General features: G+C 57.0%; 15 protein-coding genes. 14 read left to right on the forward strand and 1 reads right to left on the reverse strand.

What is annotated here, in order from left to right; translation table 11 throughout:
• Positions 1–311 precede the first annotated feature (311 nt).
• From ASG84_RS25430 to ASG84_RS28830, 12 genes are all read left to right on the forward strand, one after another.
• Positions 312–1,802: a sugar transferase gene (locus tag ASG84_RS25430; protein ID WP_082521229.1), complete on the forward strand. Its 1,491-nt coding sequence runs from the start codon at positions 312–314 to the stop codon at positions 1,800–1,802.
• Between the two features lie 98 nt (positions 1,803–1,900).
• Positions 1,901–2,164: a hypothetical protein gene (locus ASG84_RS25435; RefSeq protein WP_032405376.1), complete on the forward strand. Its 264-nt coding sequence runs from the start codon at positions 1,901–1,903 to the stop codon at positions 2,162–2,164.
• A 157-nt stretch (positions 2,165–2,321) separates the two neighbouring features.
• Positions 2,322–3,641, forward strand: a complete 1,320-nt coding sequence (locus ASG84_RS25440) for a UDP-glucose dehydrogenase family protein (RefSeq protein WP_057479718.1) — start codon at positions 2,322–2,324, stop codon at positions 3,639–3,641.
• 525 nt (positions 3,642–4,166) lie between these two features.
• Positions 4,167–5,648: a sugar transferase gene (locus ASG84_RS25445; RefSeq protein WP_082521230.1), complete on the forward strand. Its 1,482-nt coding sequence runs from the start codon at positions 4,167–4,169 to the stop codon at positions 5,646–5,648.
• Between the two features lie 58 nt (positions 5,649–5,706).
• Positions 5,707–6,825: a glycosyltransferase gene (locus ASG84_RS25450; protein WP_057479719.1), complete on the forward strand. Its 1,119-nt coding sequence runs from the start codon at positions 5,707–5,709 to the stop codon at positions 6,823–6,825.
• A gap of 1 nt (position 6,826) precedes the next feature.
• Positions 6,827–7,525: an acyltransferase gene (locus ASG84_RS27255; RefSeq protein ID WP_082521218.1), complete on the forward strand. Its 699-nt coding sequence runs from the start codon at positions 6,827–6,829 to the stop codon at positions 7,523–7,525.
• Positions 7,522–8,721, forward strand: coding sequence for a glycosyltransferase family 4 protein (locus ASG84_RS25455; RefSeq protein ID WP_082521219.1), 1,200 nt, complete (start codon positions 7,522–7,524; stop codon positions 8,719–8,721). Before ASG84_RS27255 ends, ASG84_RS25455 begins: the two co-directional genes overlap by 4 nt.
• Positions 8,718–9,713, forward strand: a complete 996-nt coding sequence (locus ASG84_RS27260; protein ID WP_082521220.1) for a glycosyltransferase family 2 protein — start codon at positions 8,718–8,720, stop codon at positions 9,711–9,713. Before ASG84_RS25455 ends, ASG84_RS27260 begins: the two co-directional genes overlap by 4 nt.
• Positions 9,710–11,119 (forward strand): hypothetical protein, encoded by a 1,410-nt coding sequence (locus ASG84_RS25460; protein WP_057479720.1) that lies wholly within the window; start codon positions 9,710–9,712, stop codon positions 11,117–11,119. Before ASG84_RS27260 ends, ASG84_RS25460 begins: the two co-directional genes overlap by 4 nt.
• Entirely contained in the window at positions 11,112–12,239 is a 1,128-nt protein-coding gene (locus ASG84_RS27265) for a polysaccharide pyruvyl transferase family protein (RefSeq protein WP_082521221.1), read from the forward strand. Before ASG84_RS25460 ends, ASG84_RS27265 begins: the two co-directional genes overlap by 8 nt.
• A gap of 125 nt (positions 12,240–12,364) precedes the next feature.
• Positions 12,365–12,895: a CatB-related O-acetyltransferase gene (locus ASG84_RS28585; protein ID WP_327213126.1), complete on the forward strand. Its 531-nt coding sequence runs from the start codon at positions 12,365–12,367 to the stop codon at positions 12,893–12,895.
• A gap of 82 nt (positions 12,896–12,977) precedes the next feature.
• Positions 12,978–14,195: a lipopolysaccharide biosynthesis protein gene (locus ASG84_RS28830; protein WP_442971038.1), complete on the forward strand. Its 1,218-nt coding sequence runs from the start codon at positions 12,978–12,980 to the stop codon at positions 14,193–14,195.
• Positions 14,196–14,203: 8 nt separating this feature from the next.
• Here the strand turns inward: ASG84_RS28830 and ASG84_RS27275 are convergent, their stop codons facing one another.
• Positions 14,204–15,406 (reverse strand): Coenzyme F420 hydrogenase/dehydrogenase, beta subunit C-terminal domain, encoded by a 1,203-nt coding sequence (locus ASG84_RS27275; RefSeq protein ID WP_082521223.1) that lies wholly within the window; start codon positions 15,404–15,406, stop codon positions 14,204–14,206.
• A gap of 332 nt (positions 15,407–15,738) precedes the next feature.
• Here ASG84_RS27275 and ASG84_RS28835 point away from each other — a divergent pair.
• Positions 15,739–15,817: sugar phosphate nucleotidyltransferase (locus ASG84_RS28835; RefSeq protein ID WP_156394629.1), on the forward strand; the 79-nt coding region annotated here is incomplete at its 3' end.
• A 20-nt stretch (positions 15,818–15,837) separates the two neighbouring features.
• Positions 15,838–16,809 carry a sugar nucleotidyltransferase gene (locus ASG84_RS25475; RefSeq protein ID WP_057479753.1) on the forward strand — a complete coding sequence of 324 codons (972 nt, stop codon included), beginning with the start codon at positions 15,838–15,840 and terminating at the stop codon, positions 16,807–16,809.
• Positions 16,810–16,820 lie beyond the last annotated feature (11 nt).

Consider the following 16,820-nt stretch of genomic DNA (forward strand, 5'->3'; position numbering starts at 1 on the left):
AGCACCTCGGCGGCAGTCCCCCGTTCGACCGACACTGCTTGACATCGAGTGACGATGTGTTGCTTAGTGGTACTCGGGGAGTGGGGCGGAATGGGGAATTCAGCTCTGCCAGAAACACTCTGGACGTCTCTGGTTAATACACTCGAAACATGTAACGACCTGCGGCTTTTCGTCGATCACACTATTGTTACCAGCGGTACCGGAAGAACGACCGAGACAGAGAAGCACGACGGTGGCACGGAGCGGTGTCGATCGCGTAGGGGTTCGACAACGTGAACGTATCGAGGGGAAATTCAGTGTCGGTCAGCGATCTGGAAACGCAGCGTTCGGGTGTCTCGCGACGGGACGCGAGGCGCCTACGAAGAGTGACGTCGCGTCGTGAATGGGAGACGCACTACACCGAAGGTCTTCGGGTCACCGACACTCTTGTTGTTCTCGGTGCCGTTACGGTCGCTCAGATCATCCGGTTCGGCGATATCGACTTTCGCGAGCCGTGGGCCATCGTGAGCTATTTCGGTGTCTCGGCTGTACTCGCCGTCCTGTGGTTGGCGTTCCTTGCGATCTTCCGCACTCGTTCTCCGCGGGTGATCGGCAACGGGTCGGAGGAGTACCGCCGCATCGTGTCGGCCTCGTTCCGCTTGTTCGGCACCATTGCCATTCTCTCGCTGCTACTCCGGTTCGACATCGCTCGGCTGTACCTCGCCATCGCGCTGCCTGTCGGAATGATCGGCTTGCTACTGAGTCGGTGGGCATGGCGCAAGGTCGTCGCGCGTAAGCGTGCAGGCGGCGAGTATCAGACGTCGGTGCTCATCGTCGGCAGCCGTAGTTCGGCGCTGTCGATGGCCAGGTCGTTCGAGCGTTCCCCCGAGGCCGGCTACAGCGTGGTCGGAATCTGCCTGCCCAACTACGAGCCCGGCAACGATACGTCCTTCACCATCGACGGTGTCGAGATCCCCGTGTTGGGGGATGAGCACAGTGTTGTCGAGGCCATCGAGACCTCCGGAGCAGACACCGTAGCGGTGACGGCCACCGAGCACATCGGTCACCGTGGCCTGCGAAAGATGGTGTGGGACTTGGAGAAGAAAAAAGTTGACCTCGTCGTGTCGCCCGGCGTGATGGACGTGGCGGGCCCGCGACTGGTGATGCGGCCGGTGGCGAACTTCCCGCTGATCCATGTGGAGAAGCCTCAGTACAACGGCGCGAAGCGGTTCAGCAAGACGGCCTTCGACTTCCTGTTCGCCGCAGCGGTGCTCCTGGTGATCTCGCCGATCCTGATTGCGCTCGCGGTGATCATCAAGCTCACCAGCAAGGGGTCGATTTTCTATCATTCCGAGCGAATGGGCATCGACGGCAAGCCTTTCCAGATGATCAAGTTCCGCAGCATGGTGCAGGACGCAGACAAGCGTGTCCAGGAGTTGGCCGCACTCAACGAGGGTGCAGGCGGAGTGTTGTTCAAGATGCGCGACGATCCACGGGTCACCCGCGTCGGCAAGGTGATGCGCAAGTTCAGCCTCGACGAGCTGCCCCAGTTCGTCAACGTGCTCAAGCGCGAGATGAGTGTGGTCGGTCCGCGACCGCCACTGCGCAGCGAAGTGGAAACCTACGACGGCGAGGTGCGACGCCGTCTGCTCGTCAAGCCGGGCATCACCGGCTTGTGGCAGGTGAGTGGCCGATCCGACTTGTCGTGGGAGGAAAGCGTTCGCCTCGATCTCTCGTACGTCGAGAACTGGTCCATGACGGGGGATCTGCTCATCATCGGCAAGACGGCCGTGGCCGTCTTCAAGAGTGAAGGCGCGTACTGACGCCAGTCTCTTTCGATCTCGTTCACCGTGCAGTCGGTCGGTTTTGTTCGTATCATATTGAGATGTCGACTATTTCGGAGAATGGATCCGGTACTACCATGGCGCAGAGCTCTTTTCACGATTTCTTGTCCGATCGAGTAGACCAGATTGCACGCGTGCATCTGAATCGGTCGACTTCACTGCACGCGGTGATCTCGGACAGCGTGGACGCCTACACGTCGGCATTCGCGGAATATCACGGAACCGAGGCCCCGTTGGATCTGCTCGCTCCCGAGGTTCGTACCGAGCTGAGCGATTTCATCCACCGCTGCGCCGAGGCCGTCGAGGAGCCCGAGAACCCGCAGTTCCCCGTTCGCCGCTGAGGTTCCTTCCGTTTGACTGTCTGCTAGAGGGGTAACTCCCTGATGCTCATGAGCAATTCACATCGCCTTACCCGGTCGTTTGCTTTGAGCACTCAGTGTCGTACCGGTACTGCGGCTCCGTCGTGGTTGCGGTCGAGATCAAGGAGATTGCCGAAGTATGCGCATTACAGTGTTCGGAACCGGCTATCTCGGTGCTACTCATGCTGCTTGCATGGCCGAGCTGGGGCATGACGTAATCGGCGTCGACGTAGACGAGGCGAAACTGCGCAAGCTCGAGGCCGGCCAAGTTCCCTTCTGGGAACCGGGACTCGCAGAGGTGCTACAGCGGAACATCGCGGCCGGCCGACTTCGCTTCACGTCTTCTTACCAGGAGGCGGCGGATTTCGCCGAGGTCCATTTCCTGGGTGTAGGTACTCCTCAGAAGAGGGGCGAGTACGCGGCGGACATGAAGTATGTCGACTCGGTCATCGAGACACTGGCTCCGCTGCTGACCAGGCCAGCAGTCATCTTCGGCAAGTCGACGGTGCCGGTGGGCACCGCCGAACGGCTCGGCCGGATGGCGCGCGAGCTCGCTCCTACAGGCGTCGATGTCGAAGTGGCTTGGAACCCTGAGTTCCTCCGCGAGGGCTATGCCGTCAAGGACACCTTGCGGCCCGATCGGCTCGTACTCGGCGTGGACCGTGCCCGTCCGGGCCGCGCCGAGGAACTGGCCCGCGAGGTCTACGCGCCGCTTCTCGACGAGAAGATCCCATTCCTGGTCACCGACCTGGCGACCGCCGAGCTGGTCAAGGCGTCGGCCAATGCGTTCCTGGCCACCAAGATTTCGTTCATCAACGCCATTGCCGAGGTGTGTGAGGCTGCCGGTGCCGATGTCACGGTGTTGGCTGATGCCATCGGCCACGACGAGCGCATCGGCCGCAAGTTCCTCAATGCCGGCATCGGCTTCGGTGGCGGCTGCCTGCCCAAGGACATCCGGGCGTTCATGGCGAGGGCGGGTGAACTCGGGGCCGACCAGGCCCTGACGTTCTTGCGCGAGGTCGACAACATCAACATGCGACGCCGCACCCGCATGGTCGAGCTGGCCCGCGAGGCCTGCGGATCACTGCTCGGCGCTCGAGTCGCCGTGCTCGGTGCAGCCTTCAAGCCGGATTCCGACGACGTGCGTGATTCACCGGCCCTGAACGTGGCCGGTCAGATCCAGCTGCAGGGCGCCGCGGTCAACGTGTACGACCCGAAGGCGATGGAGAACTCGCGAGCATTGTTCCCCACTCTGACCTACAGCAACTCCGCGCTGGAAGCGTGCGAGGGCGCTGATGTGGTGTTGGTACTGACGGAATGGAAAGAGTTCAAAGCGCTCGCTCCGGAGGACTTGGAGGGCGCTGTCCGCAGCAAGACCCTGATCGACGGACGCAACTGCCTGGACCCGGAGCAGTGGCGGGCGGCGGGGTGGAACTACCGCGGGCTGGGCCGTCCGTAATCCGGACTAACAAGCCGAGCGAATAATTCATTCGTTGGAATGAATTAGTTGCGCAGACTTCCTTTAGCTATCAATTCTCACCGATTCGATTTCTTGCGCTCGCTGATGTAGGTGAAATCCTTGTTTTTCGCAGTTCAGGCTGCTGAAGGGTTTCTTCGGCACCACTCCGGTAGGCGCAAGCCTGTCGATCGCACAATAACCAGCGCTGCAACCTGTGAAGCGTCACATTACCGCGCCGATTGTATTCAGTTGTAACGTTTTTGGGCCCTGGTGCGGTTACATCCGGTGGGCTTCGGTCACTCATATCGCCTAGTCAGCGATGGTGTGGTAAACCGATTACCTGCTGTTATTCGTTTGTGATCTGCGCCGCTCGCGTGGTGCATCGGAAAGCAGCGTGGGACTATTTCAATTCGGCACCAGTCGCGATCCGGATTGGTTCGAACCGAACTCGCGTTCACCTCCCGGTGTGCGCAGTAGTGCAGAGGAGGGGAGCACGTGGCATCTGTCGGGGCTGCACAGCGCTCTCTGTGGGGACCTCCGCGTCGGTCCGGCGCGGAGGTGGCTCGACGGCTCACGTCGCGACACGTGTGGGAGGACCAATACGTTCGGCGGCTTCGGGTGACCGACGTTGTTGCTGTCGCTCTGTCCGTAGGCCTGGCCCAGATCGTGCGCTTCGGTGGTGTCGAGTCCACCGGTCTGATGTCGGCGCTCACCTACACGGGAGTGTCCGTCGTCATGGCGGCTGTGTGGATCGCCTTCCTCGCCATCTTCCGCACGCGATCACCACGAGTCATCGGTAACGGTGCTGAAGAGTACCGACGCATCGTCTCGGCCACCTTCCGCTTGTTCGGTGTCATCGCAATCGTGTCGCTTTTGTTCCGCGTCGATATCGCGCGGCTCTACTTGGCGATTGCTCTGCCGGTCGGACTGATCGCGCTACTGCTGAGTCGATGGATGTGGCGCAAGGTGGTTGCCCGCTCACGGGACAATGGCGAGTACAAAACTTCGGTGCTGATCGTGGGTAGTCGATCCGCTGCTGTATCCATGGCGCAGTCGTTCGAGAAGTCGCCTTCCGCGGGGTACGCGGTGGTCGGAATCTGCATGCCCGGCTACGAGGCTCCGCGTGACGGAGTGGTCAGTGTCGAAGGATCCGACATCCCAGTTCTGGGAGACGAGCACGACGTTCTCGCTGCGATCGAAGAGTGCGGTGCCGACACCGTTGCGGTGACGGCCACCGAGCACCTCGGGCACAAGGGCATCCGTAAGATGATCTGGGATCTCGAGAAGAAGGATGTCGACTTGGTCGTCGCTCCGGGTGTGGTCGACGTTGCCGGCCCACGCTTGGTGATGCGGCCAGTCGCAGGCTTCCCGCTGATCCATGTCGAGAAGCCCCAGTACAACGGCGCTACCCGGTTCAGCAAGACAGCCTTCGACCTCACGTTCGCGGCTCTGGTGCTGGTGCTGATTTCGCCGATCCTGGTGGCAGTCGCTATCGCAGTGAAGGCAACCAGTCGCGGTCCGGTGTTCTACAAGTCCGAGCGGATGGGCATCGACGGCACGCCGTTCGCAATGATCAAGTTCCGAAGCATGACCGTCGACGCCGACAAGCAAGTTGCGCACCTCCTCGACCAAAACGAGGGTGCCGGCGGGGTCCTATTCAAGCTGCGTGACGATCCACGTGTGACACCCGTGGGCAAGGTGCTGCGGCGCTTCAGTCTCGACGAACTTCCGCAGTTCATCAACGTTCTGAAGCGCGAGATGAGTGTGGTGGGGCCGAGACCTCCGCTGCGCCGTGAGGTCGAAACCTACAACGGTGAGGTCCGTCGGCGACTGTTGGTCAAGCCGGGAGTCACCGGTCTGTGGCAGGTCAGCGGTAGATCCGACTTGTCGTGGGAAGAGACTGTTCGGCTTGATCTTTCGTATGTGGAGAACTGGTCAATGGTGGGGGATCTGCTGATCATCGCCAAGACCATGAAGGCGGTTGCTGGAAGCGACGGGGCATATTGAGTCTGCCCAATGTCGGATTTCGTCGCCTAGTTCACCTGTCGGGAAGGTTAGTTCCTCAATGAGTAAGTCAGTTGCCATTATCGGTACACGGGGATACCCGAGCTACTACGGCGGGTTCGAGACACTGATCAGACGACTCGGGCCGTACCTTGTGGAGGCAGGCTGGGACGTAACTGTGTACGGACGCCCAGGTGCAGTCAAGACGGACGACCCGCTGCTGGACCCGCAGGTGACATCTGTGATGACGAAGGGCCTCGAAACAAAGTCCCTCAGCACTCTCAGCTACGGGATGACGTCTTCACTTAGTGCTGCCCGTCGCAAGCCAGACGTAGCTTTGATTATGAATGTTGCGAACGGGTATTGGCTTCCACTTCTCCGTTCTCGCGGCATTCCGACGGTGGTCAATGTCGACGGTATCGAGTGGGAGCGAGCCAAATGGGGCACCAACGCCAAGCGGGTATTCCGCGGCGGAGCTCGACTGACAGCGAAGTATGCATCGGAGCTGGTATGCGACTCGCATGAGATTCGACGGCGATGGCAGCGCGACTTCGGCCGCGATGGAGTGTTCATTCCCTACGGCGGCGACGCGCCTGATCGACTTCCGGTCGTCGAAGGCCTGAAGTCCAGAGAATACGTATTGATCGTGGCTCGATTCGTTCCCGAAAACACCGTTCCCGAGTTCCTCCAAGCAGCTAGGGAACTCAGTGAGAAGTGGGACGTCGTGATCGTGGGCTCTTCCGGTTACGGCGGAGAGCTTGACGTCGCGGCTAGGAAGTTGGCTGAACAATCACCTCGTGTGCAGTGGCTGGGACATGTGAGCAACGACCAAAAGCTGTTCTCGCTTTGGCAGCATGCAGGTGCCTACTTTCACGGTCACAGCGTTGGGGGAACAAATCCGGCGTTGGTCCAGGCGATGGCTTGTGGTGCTCCCACCATTGCCCGGGACACTGTCTATAACCGGGAGGTGCTCGGCGGGGCCGGAATATTCTGTGAGCCGACATCGACAAGCATTTCGCACGGTGTGCTCGGACTCATGGCTAATCCCGACCTTCGAGACCAAATCAGCCAGAAAGCTATCGAACGCGCCAGATCCGAGTACTCGTGGGACGATATCTGCGCAAGATACGATCGCTCAATAAGTCGGTTAGTTCGTCCGTGCGACAGTAGAGTGACTTGAGATGAGTCGGACAGCGAAGCTGGCAAATAAGCTAATCGGCACCATCAAAAAATCAGACTATCAAGTGGACCCGCAAATCGACGCGCATTATATCTTTTCAATTATGGCAAAGCGGGGAATCATGAAAGCCGCTGGAGCAGTTCGATTCAGGACGATTAAAAATAGTCCATTTGTGGGTCGAGGTGTCAGGATCAAGGCCAAGCGTCACATCGCATTGGGTCCTGGAGTCACTTTCGACGACGGCAGCTACATTGATGCGATGTCCTCGGGTGGTGTCAGTATCGGACAGAACAGTACGGTAGGAAAAAACACCAGAATCGAATGCGTCGGTAGCCTGAAGCATCTAGGAAGAGGATTGGTGGTCGGTGACAATGTCGGCCTCGGGACTGACTCGTTGTACGGATGTGCGGGTGGGATAAAAGTTGGAAACAGCACAATAGTCGGGAACTACTGTTCATTTCATTCCGAAAATCACATCTCCGCCGACCTACTGCTTCCGATACGCGATCAGGGCGTAACACATCAGGGGATATCTATTGGTGCGAACTGCTGGATTGGGTCTCGGGTAACCGTGCTCGACGGAGCGACGATTGGTGACGGATGCATTATCGCAGCAGGCGCTGTGGTGGCTGCTGGCGAATATGCATCCAATGCTGTATATGGGGGAGTGCCAGCCCGCTTTTTAAAGGAACGGAAATGACCCACGAAGATGCGCGCTCTATTTTGGTGTCACACCCCTCTACGGACCTTTACGGCTCAGATCTACAGCTGTTGGAATCAGTAACCGCCCTAGCTGGATCGGGGTTTCCAGTGCACGTAGTACTTCCCCGCACAGGCCCCCTCGAAAAACTTCTCGTCAACCGCGGTGCGACGACGGAAGTCATTCCCTTTCCGGTAAGTAGGAAGTCGGTACTGACCCCAAAGGCGCTGCCCGGATTTATTATTGCAAGCCTCGTCGCCACTGCCCGTAGTGTGCGCCTGTTGAGGCGTATGCGACCGGACCTGATTTATGCGAACACAATAACGGCACCTGTGTGGATATTGGCAGGTTGGCTGACTGGCACTCCAACGCTCTGCCATGTCCACGAAGCGGAGGAGACAGGAAGCCGTGTACTGCAACTGTTGCTCGCATCGCCGATGCTGCTCTGCAGAACAGTCGTCGTAAATAGCTTGGCATCGCGGAAAGTCATTTATGAATCATGGCCGAGGCTTAACGGTCGAATCAGGCTTATTTACAACGGTATTCCTCAAAGCCGTACAACGCCCACCGCTTTTCAGCTCCCTAGGGTCGAGGGCATACGCATCGTACTGGTTGGGCGGTTGTCACCCCGAAAAGGAACAGATGTCGCTTTGGAGGCGTTAGCCCGCCTGGTTGAGCAAGGGCTTGACGCTTCTATTGCGCTCTGCGGTGACACGTACCCAGGATACGAGTGGTTCGAAGATAGATTACGACGCCGGGCGGCTAAAGGCGACTTAAATGGTCGAGTGCATTTTTGTGGCTACGTCGAGAACGTGTCGTATTTTCTTGAGAAGGCCGACATTGTTCTTGTTCCATCGATAGCTGAGCCTTTTGGTAACGTGGCAGTCGAGGCGCAGCTTGCGTCGAGACCTGTAGTCGCGTCGAACGTTCAAGGCCTTGCAGAGATCATTGATGACGGTCGGACCGGGTTGTTGTGTCCTGCTGGTGACCATGTCAAGATCGCCGAGGCAGTCATGTTGCTTGTGAACGACCCGAGTTGGGCCGCAAAAATTGCGCAAGCTGGGCACGATTCAGCGGTCCAGCGATTCAGTGTGGAGCGTTACCGCGAGTCCATCGTCAGCGAAGTGAAAGAATCGATTGTTGCTCGAAACGCACATTACCGTCTTTTTGACCGACTGAGAGGCCGCCGCCGATGAGCGAACTTAGTCGTGAAGTGCGCCAAAAGCAGGTTCCGGTAACAGGCCTGTTGTCCGTCATCGTCGTTACGTACAACAGCAAGGCAGTAGTCAGTTCTTGCATTGATCCACTTCAGAATGAGACCGCGATCGAAATCATTGTCGTTGATAACGCGTCAACCGATGGAACTGCTGATTTCGTCCGCGAGCGATACCCGGCAGCGAAAGTCGTAGATAGTGGTGGGAATTTAGGATTCGCCAAGGGGGTCAATCTAGGTGCCACCTATGCAACTGGTGATGCACTTGTACTACTGAACCCCGACGCTTCGGTGAGTCACACAAACCTGCTGTCCCTTCGCCGAGTGCTAGCCGAGAATCCCGATGTCGGGGTTGTGGCACCTTTGCTGGACCATCCAGGGCGAGGCCTGTCCGTACGTGAAGCCGGGATGTCCCCAACCATCTGGCACGTCTTCTGTCACTACTATGGCTTGTCGCGACTATTCTCGAAGCGCGAAGCTTTTCGTGGGATGTACATTCTAAGATCTCAGAGTTTCGACAGCATTGATGTTGATTGGGTGTCGGGAGCGTGTATGGCAGTACCTTCCGAAGTCTGGGAGTCGCATGGCGGACTGTCGGAACGGTGGTTCATGTATGCGGAGGATGTAGAATTCTGCTTGCGCGTCAGGGATGGAGGCATGCGGGTGGTAATTTCCGGACAAATAGAAGGGACACACGGGCTCGGAGAGAGTAGCGGCAATCATTCTTCAGACCCAACCAACGCGCTTTGGCTTACGAACTTGTTTGATCTTTATAAAATGGAGATTTCGCCGACTCGCTTGCACAACTTTCTGTGGAAAACACTCTTCGGTGGTGGTCTAGCTGTGAGAGCACTGGTGCTTGCGGCAAAGATGATCGCGAAATGCCAAGCGCCAAGCCGAAGTGCTGACTTTAGAAGATTCAAATTCTATATCCGCGAACTTTCAAAACAAGACAGTTTGCGAGGAACGAAATGATTGCCATGCCATTCACGCTACGTCAAAACGATAGGGTCGTTTCTGGTATAGCGATTGCGCTAGCGATCGGTATCGGCGCGGTGATAGCGCCAGCGGCGGTAGGAGGCGAGTACGTGATCGCGGCTATCGTTGGTGTTCTCTTGATCCTTGCCTCCGCCGCTCATCCGAAGTTTGCAGTTCTTTTGTGGCTGCTCTCTGCTTGTTTCTTACCGTTTTGGGTTGGTGTCGACAACCCGTTCTACTTGCCAGCGAGTTCTCTCGCAGGGTTTCTCGTTCTCTGCGGTGCCTTTGTGAGGAATCCTTGGCGGATCGGACGAGTCGATACAGCAGTCCTCTTGTTCTGCGCCTTATGCCTCGTGTGCGGCGTCGTGGGACTGTCAAGGCCGGGCGACGTCACCAACGTCATGACGCAGTGGCTACTTTCCTTTGTTGTAGGCCGTCTGCTCGTTCAAAGGGCCGGGCTTCCTTTTACCTACCGTGCGATAGCCTACATATTTAGCGCTGCCGCACTCTGTTCGATGGTCGAATTTTTCTTCGACTGGAATCCATACTATGGGTGGGTAGTCGACAACACACAGTACCTCGCGTGGGGGCACGAACAAGATCGAGGAGGGATCGTCCGGGCGGAATGGGCATTTGGTCATTCGATTGCACTAGGCTGCGCCCTGGCCATGGCAATTCCCATCGTTTTCAACTGCAACTTTAAGTCCGTGATTCGTGCAAGTTTGATCGCCGTACTGCTCGGAGGTGCGGTTGTTTCGTTCAGTCGATCAGGCATGATCAGTGCCGTCTTCGCTCTTCTGCTCTCACTTTTGTTCTTTTCTGACAAGGAGAAGACTCGGGGTAGGTTGGCCGTGGTTTTCACACTCGGCGCTATAGCTTGGTTTGCAATTCCAAAAATTCTGTCCGTTTTTGCTGAAGAGGGTCGCCGGGCGACAATTTCGGCGGACTATCGCCTTACTTTGATTGATCTAATTCCATCCATGAATCCTCTGGGATTAGCGAACGGCTACACCGAGCCCAATCGAGGAGAGTTCTACTTTCAAGGCTTTAAGTCTATTGATAGCACGTTTGTTCTTCTAGGCGTTAGCTTCGGATTCATCGTCGCCCTACTAGCGCTGGGGGGCGTTGGATGGCTTACGTGGCGCGTTGTGCGTCGCACATCATCTGCTCCCGCGATCAGCGTCTTGGCCGTGGTGCCGGCGCTGTTTACAGTGGCTCTGATAACGCAGTTTGGCTCCATATTCTGGTTCTTTCTCGGAATTTTGTCCTTGCATGACAGATTGAACCCAGACCGGAGGGTCAATGCTGAGGGGCAGGGTGACTCCCCACTTGTGGACGCCAGGCTGACCGAGACCAAGTCCACGGCAATAAGCAACAAGATAGGTTTGGTCAAAGATGTCTAGTCAAAAGAGACCAAAAGTCTTGGTGCTGTGGGCGGACCCAGCTGCAGAAAATCTAGGACTTCAAGCGCTCGCTGCGGGTGTGCGTGCTGTTGCGGGGCGGAGTTGGGGTGAATGCGAGGTCACGTTTCATTCGCACAACACCCTTGGTACCCCGCTGCGAAGAAAATTGGCATTGCAGGACATTGGTCGACGAAGAGGGCCAATTGTGGGGTATCTTCGTCAATTCGATGTAGTAATGGACACTGGCGGTGGAGATAGTTTCACTGATATCTACGGCATTCAGCGGCTTCTCTTGATGGCCTACGTTCAGCGAGCGTGTAGGAAAGCTAAAGTGTCGTTGGTTATGACACCCCAAACAATTGGCCCTTTTCGGACCTACCTTGGACGCGTGGTTGCTTCTCGTTTGCTGACCAAAGTGGACGTGTTGTGTACCCGCGACCCGACAAGCTCCCAAGTGGCAACGGGTCTTGGCCGCACGCCGGACCTTCTGGCAACTGATATGGCTTTTGCCTTACCGCGACCAACAGCAGTAGAGCAGCGCGACGTTGTTTTGAACGTGTCGGGGTTGTTGTGGCAGTCGAATCCGCATGTAGATTCTGTTAGATATAGAGCGAATGTTGTCGATCTGGTCGATCGGTTGCTTGCCGCAGACCGGCGCGTTACGTTGCTCGCACACGTGTTAGATTCTCCGGTTCCTGACAACGACGTTCCAGCTGTATATGAAGCCGCCGATGCAATAAGCGGCGAAGTTGAGATTGTCATCCCTAAAGATCTTGAGGAAGCCCGCAGGGTCCTAGCCGGCAGCCGTGTTCTAGTAGGTTCTAGAATGCATTCTGCTATTAACGCGTTATCTGTGGGGGTTCCTGCGATCTCGTGGTCGTACTCCAGGAAATTTGGACCACTTATGGATGCCTTAGGTTGGCAGCACACGATCGACCTCACTACCGGCGACGATCCAGTTCCAGAAACCTTACAGTTGATCACCGCCGACTCGTTCCAGATACTGAAGGATGCAGCACCTGGTGTAGCGGCTTCTGCGGAAGAAAAGATCGAGAAGATGGTCGCGGTATTAAGTTCGCACGGCCTGTTTGTCTCGTTTAGCGGGGATCGGATGGCATGAGTCAAATACGACATGATGAGCTTATGAATCGCACCGCAATGAGTCGAATGATTGCACGCTACTACAGACGGTTGCCCTTCGGTGGGCGGGCAGTCGGGCTAGCGGCAAAATTTGAAGGTGGCCAAATGTTTTCGCTGACGTTAAGAGAGGTTTTGCAACGCGACTACGGCGTGGTAGCCGGTTCGTATAGCTACGGTTCTTTGATGCAACCAGGATATGCAGATATTCATACTGTAATCGGACGATACGTATCGATCGGGCCTGGAGTTCGACGGATTGGTGCAGCTCATCCGCTAACCGATTTCAGTATGCATCCGTTCTGGTACAACTCAGCGCTAGGTTTTGTAGATAAAAATTCCGACGTCGAGCGAACTGCGTGCGTCATTGAGCATGACTGTTGGATAGGCGCAAACACTCTCATCCTACCTGGTTGCCGACGTATCGGTGTTGGGTCCGTGATCGGCGCTGGGTCTGTGGTTACTCGTGACATCCCAGACTTTGCCATTGCAGTGGGAAATCCAGCCAGGGTAATCCGCCAGCGGTTTGAACCGGCCGACGCCCAGCGAATTCTGGAGTCCCGCTACTGGGAGCTTGAGCCCGCGCGTGTCAAGGATTTACTTGCTACTTTCCGTGACCGCAAATCGGCGCTTGGCTAAAATCATGGCGCTTCCCCCCTCTCATAGTATGGGCAAATTTAATTCACCTTTGCTGATATCGCTCAGTCGTGTCGCAATCATGATGGTTGCACTTGGTACAGCACCTATTATATCGCGCGAGCTGGGTCCTTCAGGCAGAGGCCTATATGCGACATGTCTGGCGGCTCTCGGTCTGGCGCCTGTGATAATAGGGCTCGGTATTCCGATGGCAATTCGACGGCTGGCCTCAATTATCGATCATCGCCCAGTCGTCCGAAGCGCTTACCGCATCGTGTTTCTCTTGCTTTCGCCAGCATTTGGGCTAGGTGTCGTGGTCTCGATACTGTTGGTTCCAAGCTTGACGAATTTGCAGCGAAACTGGTTCTTGGTGGCAATGTCAACTACTGCGTTCTTCGTATTGGTACTTTGTGCGCAGAGTGTGCTCATCGCGGCCCATCGCTACTCTGCGATTGCAGTGCTGCATTTCATTCAGCCCTCTGTCACTGCGATCCTTGTGTTTGTATTTTGGGCTCTCTCGGATCTCACGCTTGAGACTCTCTTGTGGGGATATGTAGCCGGCACGTCGCTTGCGGCTTTGACCGCGGTTGTCTTACTGAGAGTCAGCGTGCGCGGTCCGCGCATGTCGTTTGAGTATCTAGGTCGGCAGGGCATCAAGTACGCGGGGAGTCAGATCGCTGAGACCGCTGCGAGTACTGTCGTATTGCTCCTAGCGGTCACCACCATGGGCTCGTATGAGGCTGGTTTACTGGCTGTCTCGGTTACGCTTGCCACTCTCCCCCTAGCGCTTGGATATGCAATAGGATCTGCAGTTTTCGGAGGTATCGCGTCTGCTAGTCCCAGCGACTTGCCTAGAGCGAGGGCATCAGCGATTCGGGCAGCATTTGTTGTTGGCATTTTTGGCGCGTTCTCACTACTGATTGTTACGCCCTACGGTTTGCCATTTTTGTTTGGCAGCGCGTTTTCGCCCGCGGTTCCGGCTGCTGTCGTCCTGGTCTCTAGTTCGTTGTTGCTTGTCGTAAATTATGTCGCGACGCAAGTGCTGGGAGCAGAGGGGCGTGGGTCTGCGATGGCATTGTGGCAAGTAGCTGGTTTAGCTGTCGCAGTCGTCGGGCTTCTTTGTTTGTCTGGAGAATTGGGCGCGTTTGGGGCTGCTCTGTCGATGGCGGCAGGGTGGTTGGTGACGACGGCCGGATGTCTACGTGCGTTGCGAATTGGTCCTTCCGTTGTGGTTATTCGCCCTGCAGATTTGAAAGCCTGCTTTGATCTATGCATGCGGGGAAAGTTTGTATTCACGAGTTAGTTTTTCTATTAACGGCCCTGTCTTGTTCGAACAAATGTTCCTGCCGCTGCTTTGAGGCTGCTCTTGGTGGTTAAGCTCAGGCGCGCGAGGCCGTACCCGGAGTACCGGGGTGTGCGCTTCCCTGCCAGCGTTCTTCCTAGAAGTCGCGCAGCCAGAGTGAATTTTCTGTCGACCTGCAGCGGCTGAACTGCAGCTACTAGCTTTAGGTCGAGCGGTGAGAGCGAGAGTGCACCGTCGCGGGTTGCCTCCGCGAGGAGTTCTTCTCCTCGCGGAGTCCTTGCTATTACTACCGACCTACCGTCTGCGTTCTCGAAGGCGGGGTATCCCTTGCTGTCCACCTCCCAATAGTCACCAACAGCAATATCGGCGTGTCCTCCAGTGCCATCGACACACAACTTGCAGCGCCATTGGACTGTGCGACCTAGGTGCGTTCCCCATGACTCGTCGTAAGACATCGTTCGAAATTCACCGGTTTTGAGTGTGATCTTAAATGTTCCGGGCCATCCGTCGCCTCTGTATCTTAGCGATTTAATTTGGTCAGATGACGCATCCAAGAGATCTGCGAGCCCGTCGGTGGCCGATTGACGTGGTGTGCCAGCGCAAAAGAATGAAACGGTAATTGGGCGATTTTCTTCGGGAATACTTAGCGCGTTCGAAAGTTGCGTCAAGGCAGTAGCTTCACATGGCTTACCTACGAGTGCGTGACGGGCGAAGTCCGATGGCGCAACCATGGGTAGGTTCGCTACCGGAGCGTAACGTGACCCTGCAGCCTTCATTGCATCATCTCGCGAAAGTATTTTCAAAGGGACGGTAATCCTAGGGTTATTGGGGTCCTCTTGGCTAGCCACCACGGCGTCCACTCGTTTTGTTTCGACGAGCCAATTCGTGAATGCGGTTATTACGCCTGCACTGCTACCTGCCAAGCGAATCTCCGGATCCATCGCCCAACCGACCCATGCGGATGAGTAGGAACCAAATGTATCGTCAGAATGCTGGTTTGGATGCTTGGTCGGTGCCGACACTCGGATGCCAGGGCACATCGCTTTGAACCTGTCGGCCTCGATTTTAGATTTCGCTCTCGTTTCCGTGGGGCCGCGTGCGGCTAGGGCTGGGCGCATGTAACTGTCCTCGGCCAACCCGATCGTTATTCGATCGGAGACAAGAGCACACCCTCCGCATCCGCTGCAATTATCGTTCCTGAGAACTTGCATGACTGCCTGTTGGAGTGGATCAGTTCGCAAGACTCAAGCTCCTTGTATGGGTAACACTGCTCGTGCGCGTCAGAACTGCAGTTTGACGAAGTGTAGTTCGTTGTGGGCAGATTTCCCAGGCGCGGAAGTTAACGACACTCTGTGTCTGCTTCGAACGCGATTCGGGTTCGTAAACCCTTAAAGGGGGCACATGTGAATGGTAGCTTGCCTCAGCGGCCAACCGTCCAGTCATCCGCGGCCTATGAGGCCTGTGATTTTTAAGGACTGCCCTCTTCTATTTGTCCGCTCAGGTGTTGCGCGGATTTGGCCTACTTCTGGAAGACTGCGGGTTCATGCGGGGAATCATTCTGGCGGGCGGCACGGGCTCGCGACTTCATCCGATCACGATGGGCGTCAGCAAACAGCTGGTCCNTCTGGAAGACTGCGGGTTCATGCGGGGAATCATTCTGGCGGGCGGCACGGGCTCGCGACTTCATCCGATCACGATGGGCGTCAGCAAACAGCTGGTCCCGGTCTACGACAAACCGATGATCTACTACCCGCTCTCGACACTGATCCTCGCCGGGATCCGCGAGATCCTCATCATCACCACCCCCCAGGACGCCGACCARTTCACCCGCCTGCTCGGYGACGGCTCSCAATTCGGCATCTCCCTGACCTACAAGGTCCAGCACGAACCGAACGGCCTYGCYCAGGCATTCGTCCTGGGAGCCGACCACATCGGCACCGACTCCGCAGCATTGGTGTTGGGCGACAACATCTTCTACGGCCCCGGCCTGGGCACCCAACTCTCGCGCTTCGAGACCATCGACGGCGGAGCCGTSTTCGCCTACGAGGTCTCCGACCCCACCGCCTACGGCGTCATCGAATTCGATGCGAATCGAAAAGCGATCTCGTTGGAAGAAAAGCCCGCCGCWCCGAAATCGAACTACGCCGTCCCCGGCCTGTACTTCTACGACAACGACGTCATCGCCATCGCCCGCGACCTGCAGCCCTCCGCCCGCGGGGAATACGAGATCACCGACGTCAACCGCCACTATCTGGAGGCCGGCCGCCTGAACGACGTCATCGCCATCGCCCGCGACCTGCAGCCCTCCGCCCGCGGGGAATACGAGATCACCGACGTCAACCGCCACTATCTGGAGGCCGGCCGCCTCCAGGTCGAAGTCCTGCCCCGCGGCACCGCCTGGCTCGACACCGGCACCTTCGACTCCCTCCTCGACGCCTCGAACTACGTGCGCACCATCGAACAACGCCAAGGCCTCAAGATCGGGTCCCCCGAAGAAGTCGCATGGAGGCGCGGGTTCATCACCGATGACGAACTCCGCGTGCGGGCCGAGACGCTCGTCAAATCCGGTTACGGCACCTACCTGTTGGATCTGATCGACCGAGGGAACCGATGACCTTTCGTGAG

Origin of the sequence: Rhodococcus sp. Leaf278, assembly GCF_001426085.1 — a bacterium.
Classification (GTDB): domain Bacteria; phylum Actinomycetota; class Actinomycetes; order Mycobacteriales; family Mycobacteriaceae; genus Rhodococcoides.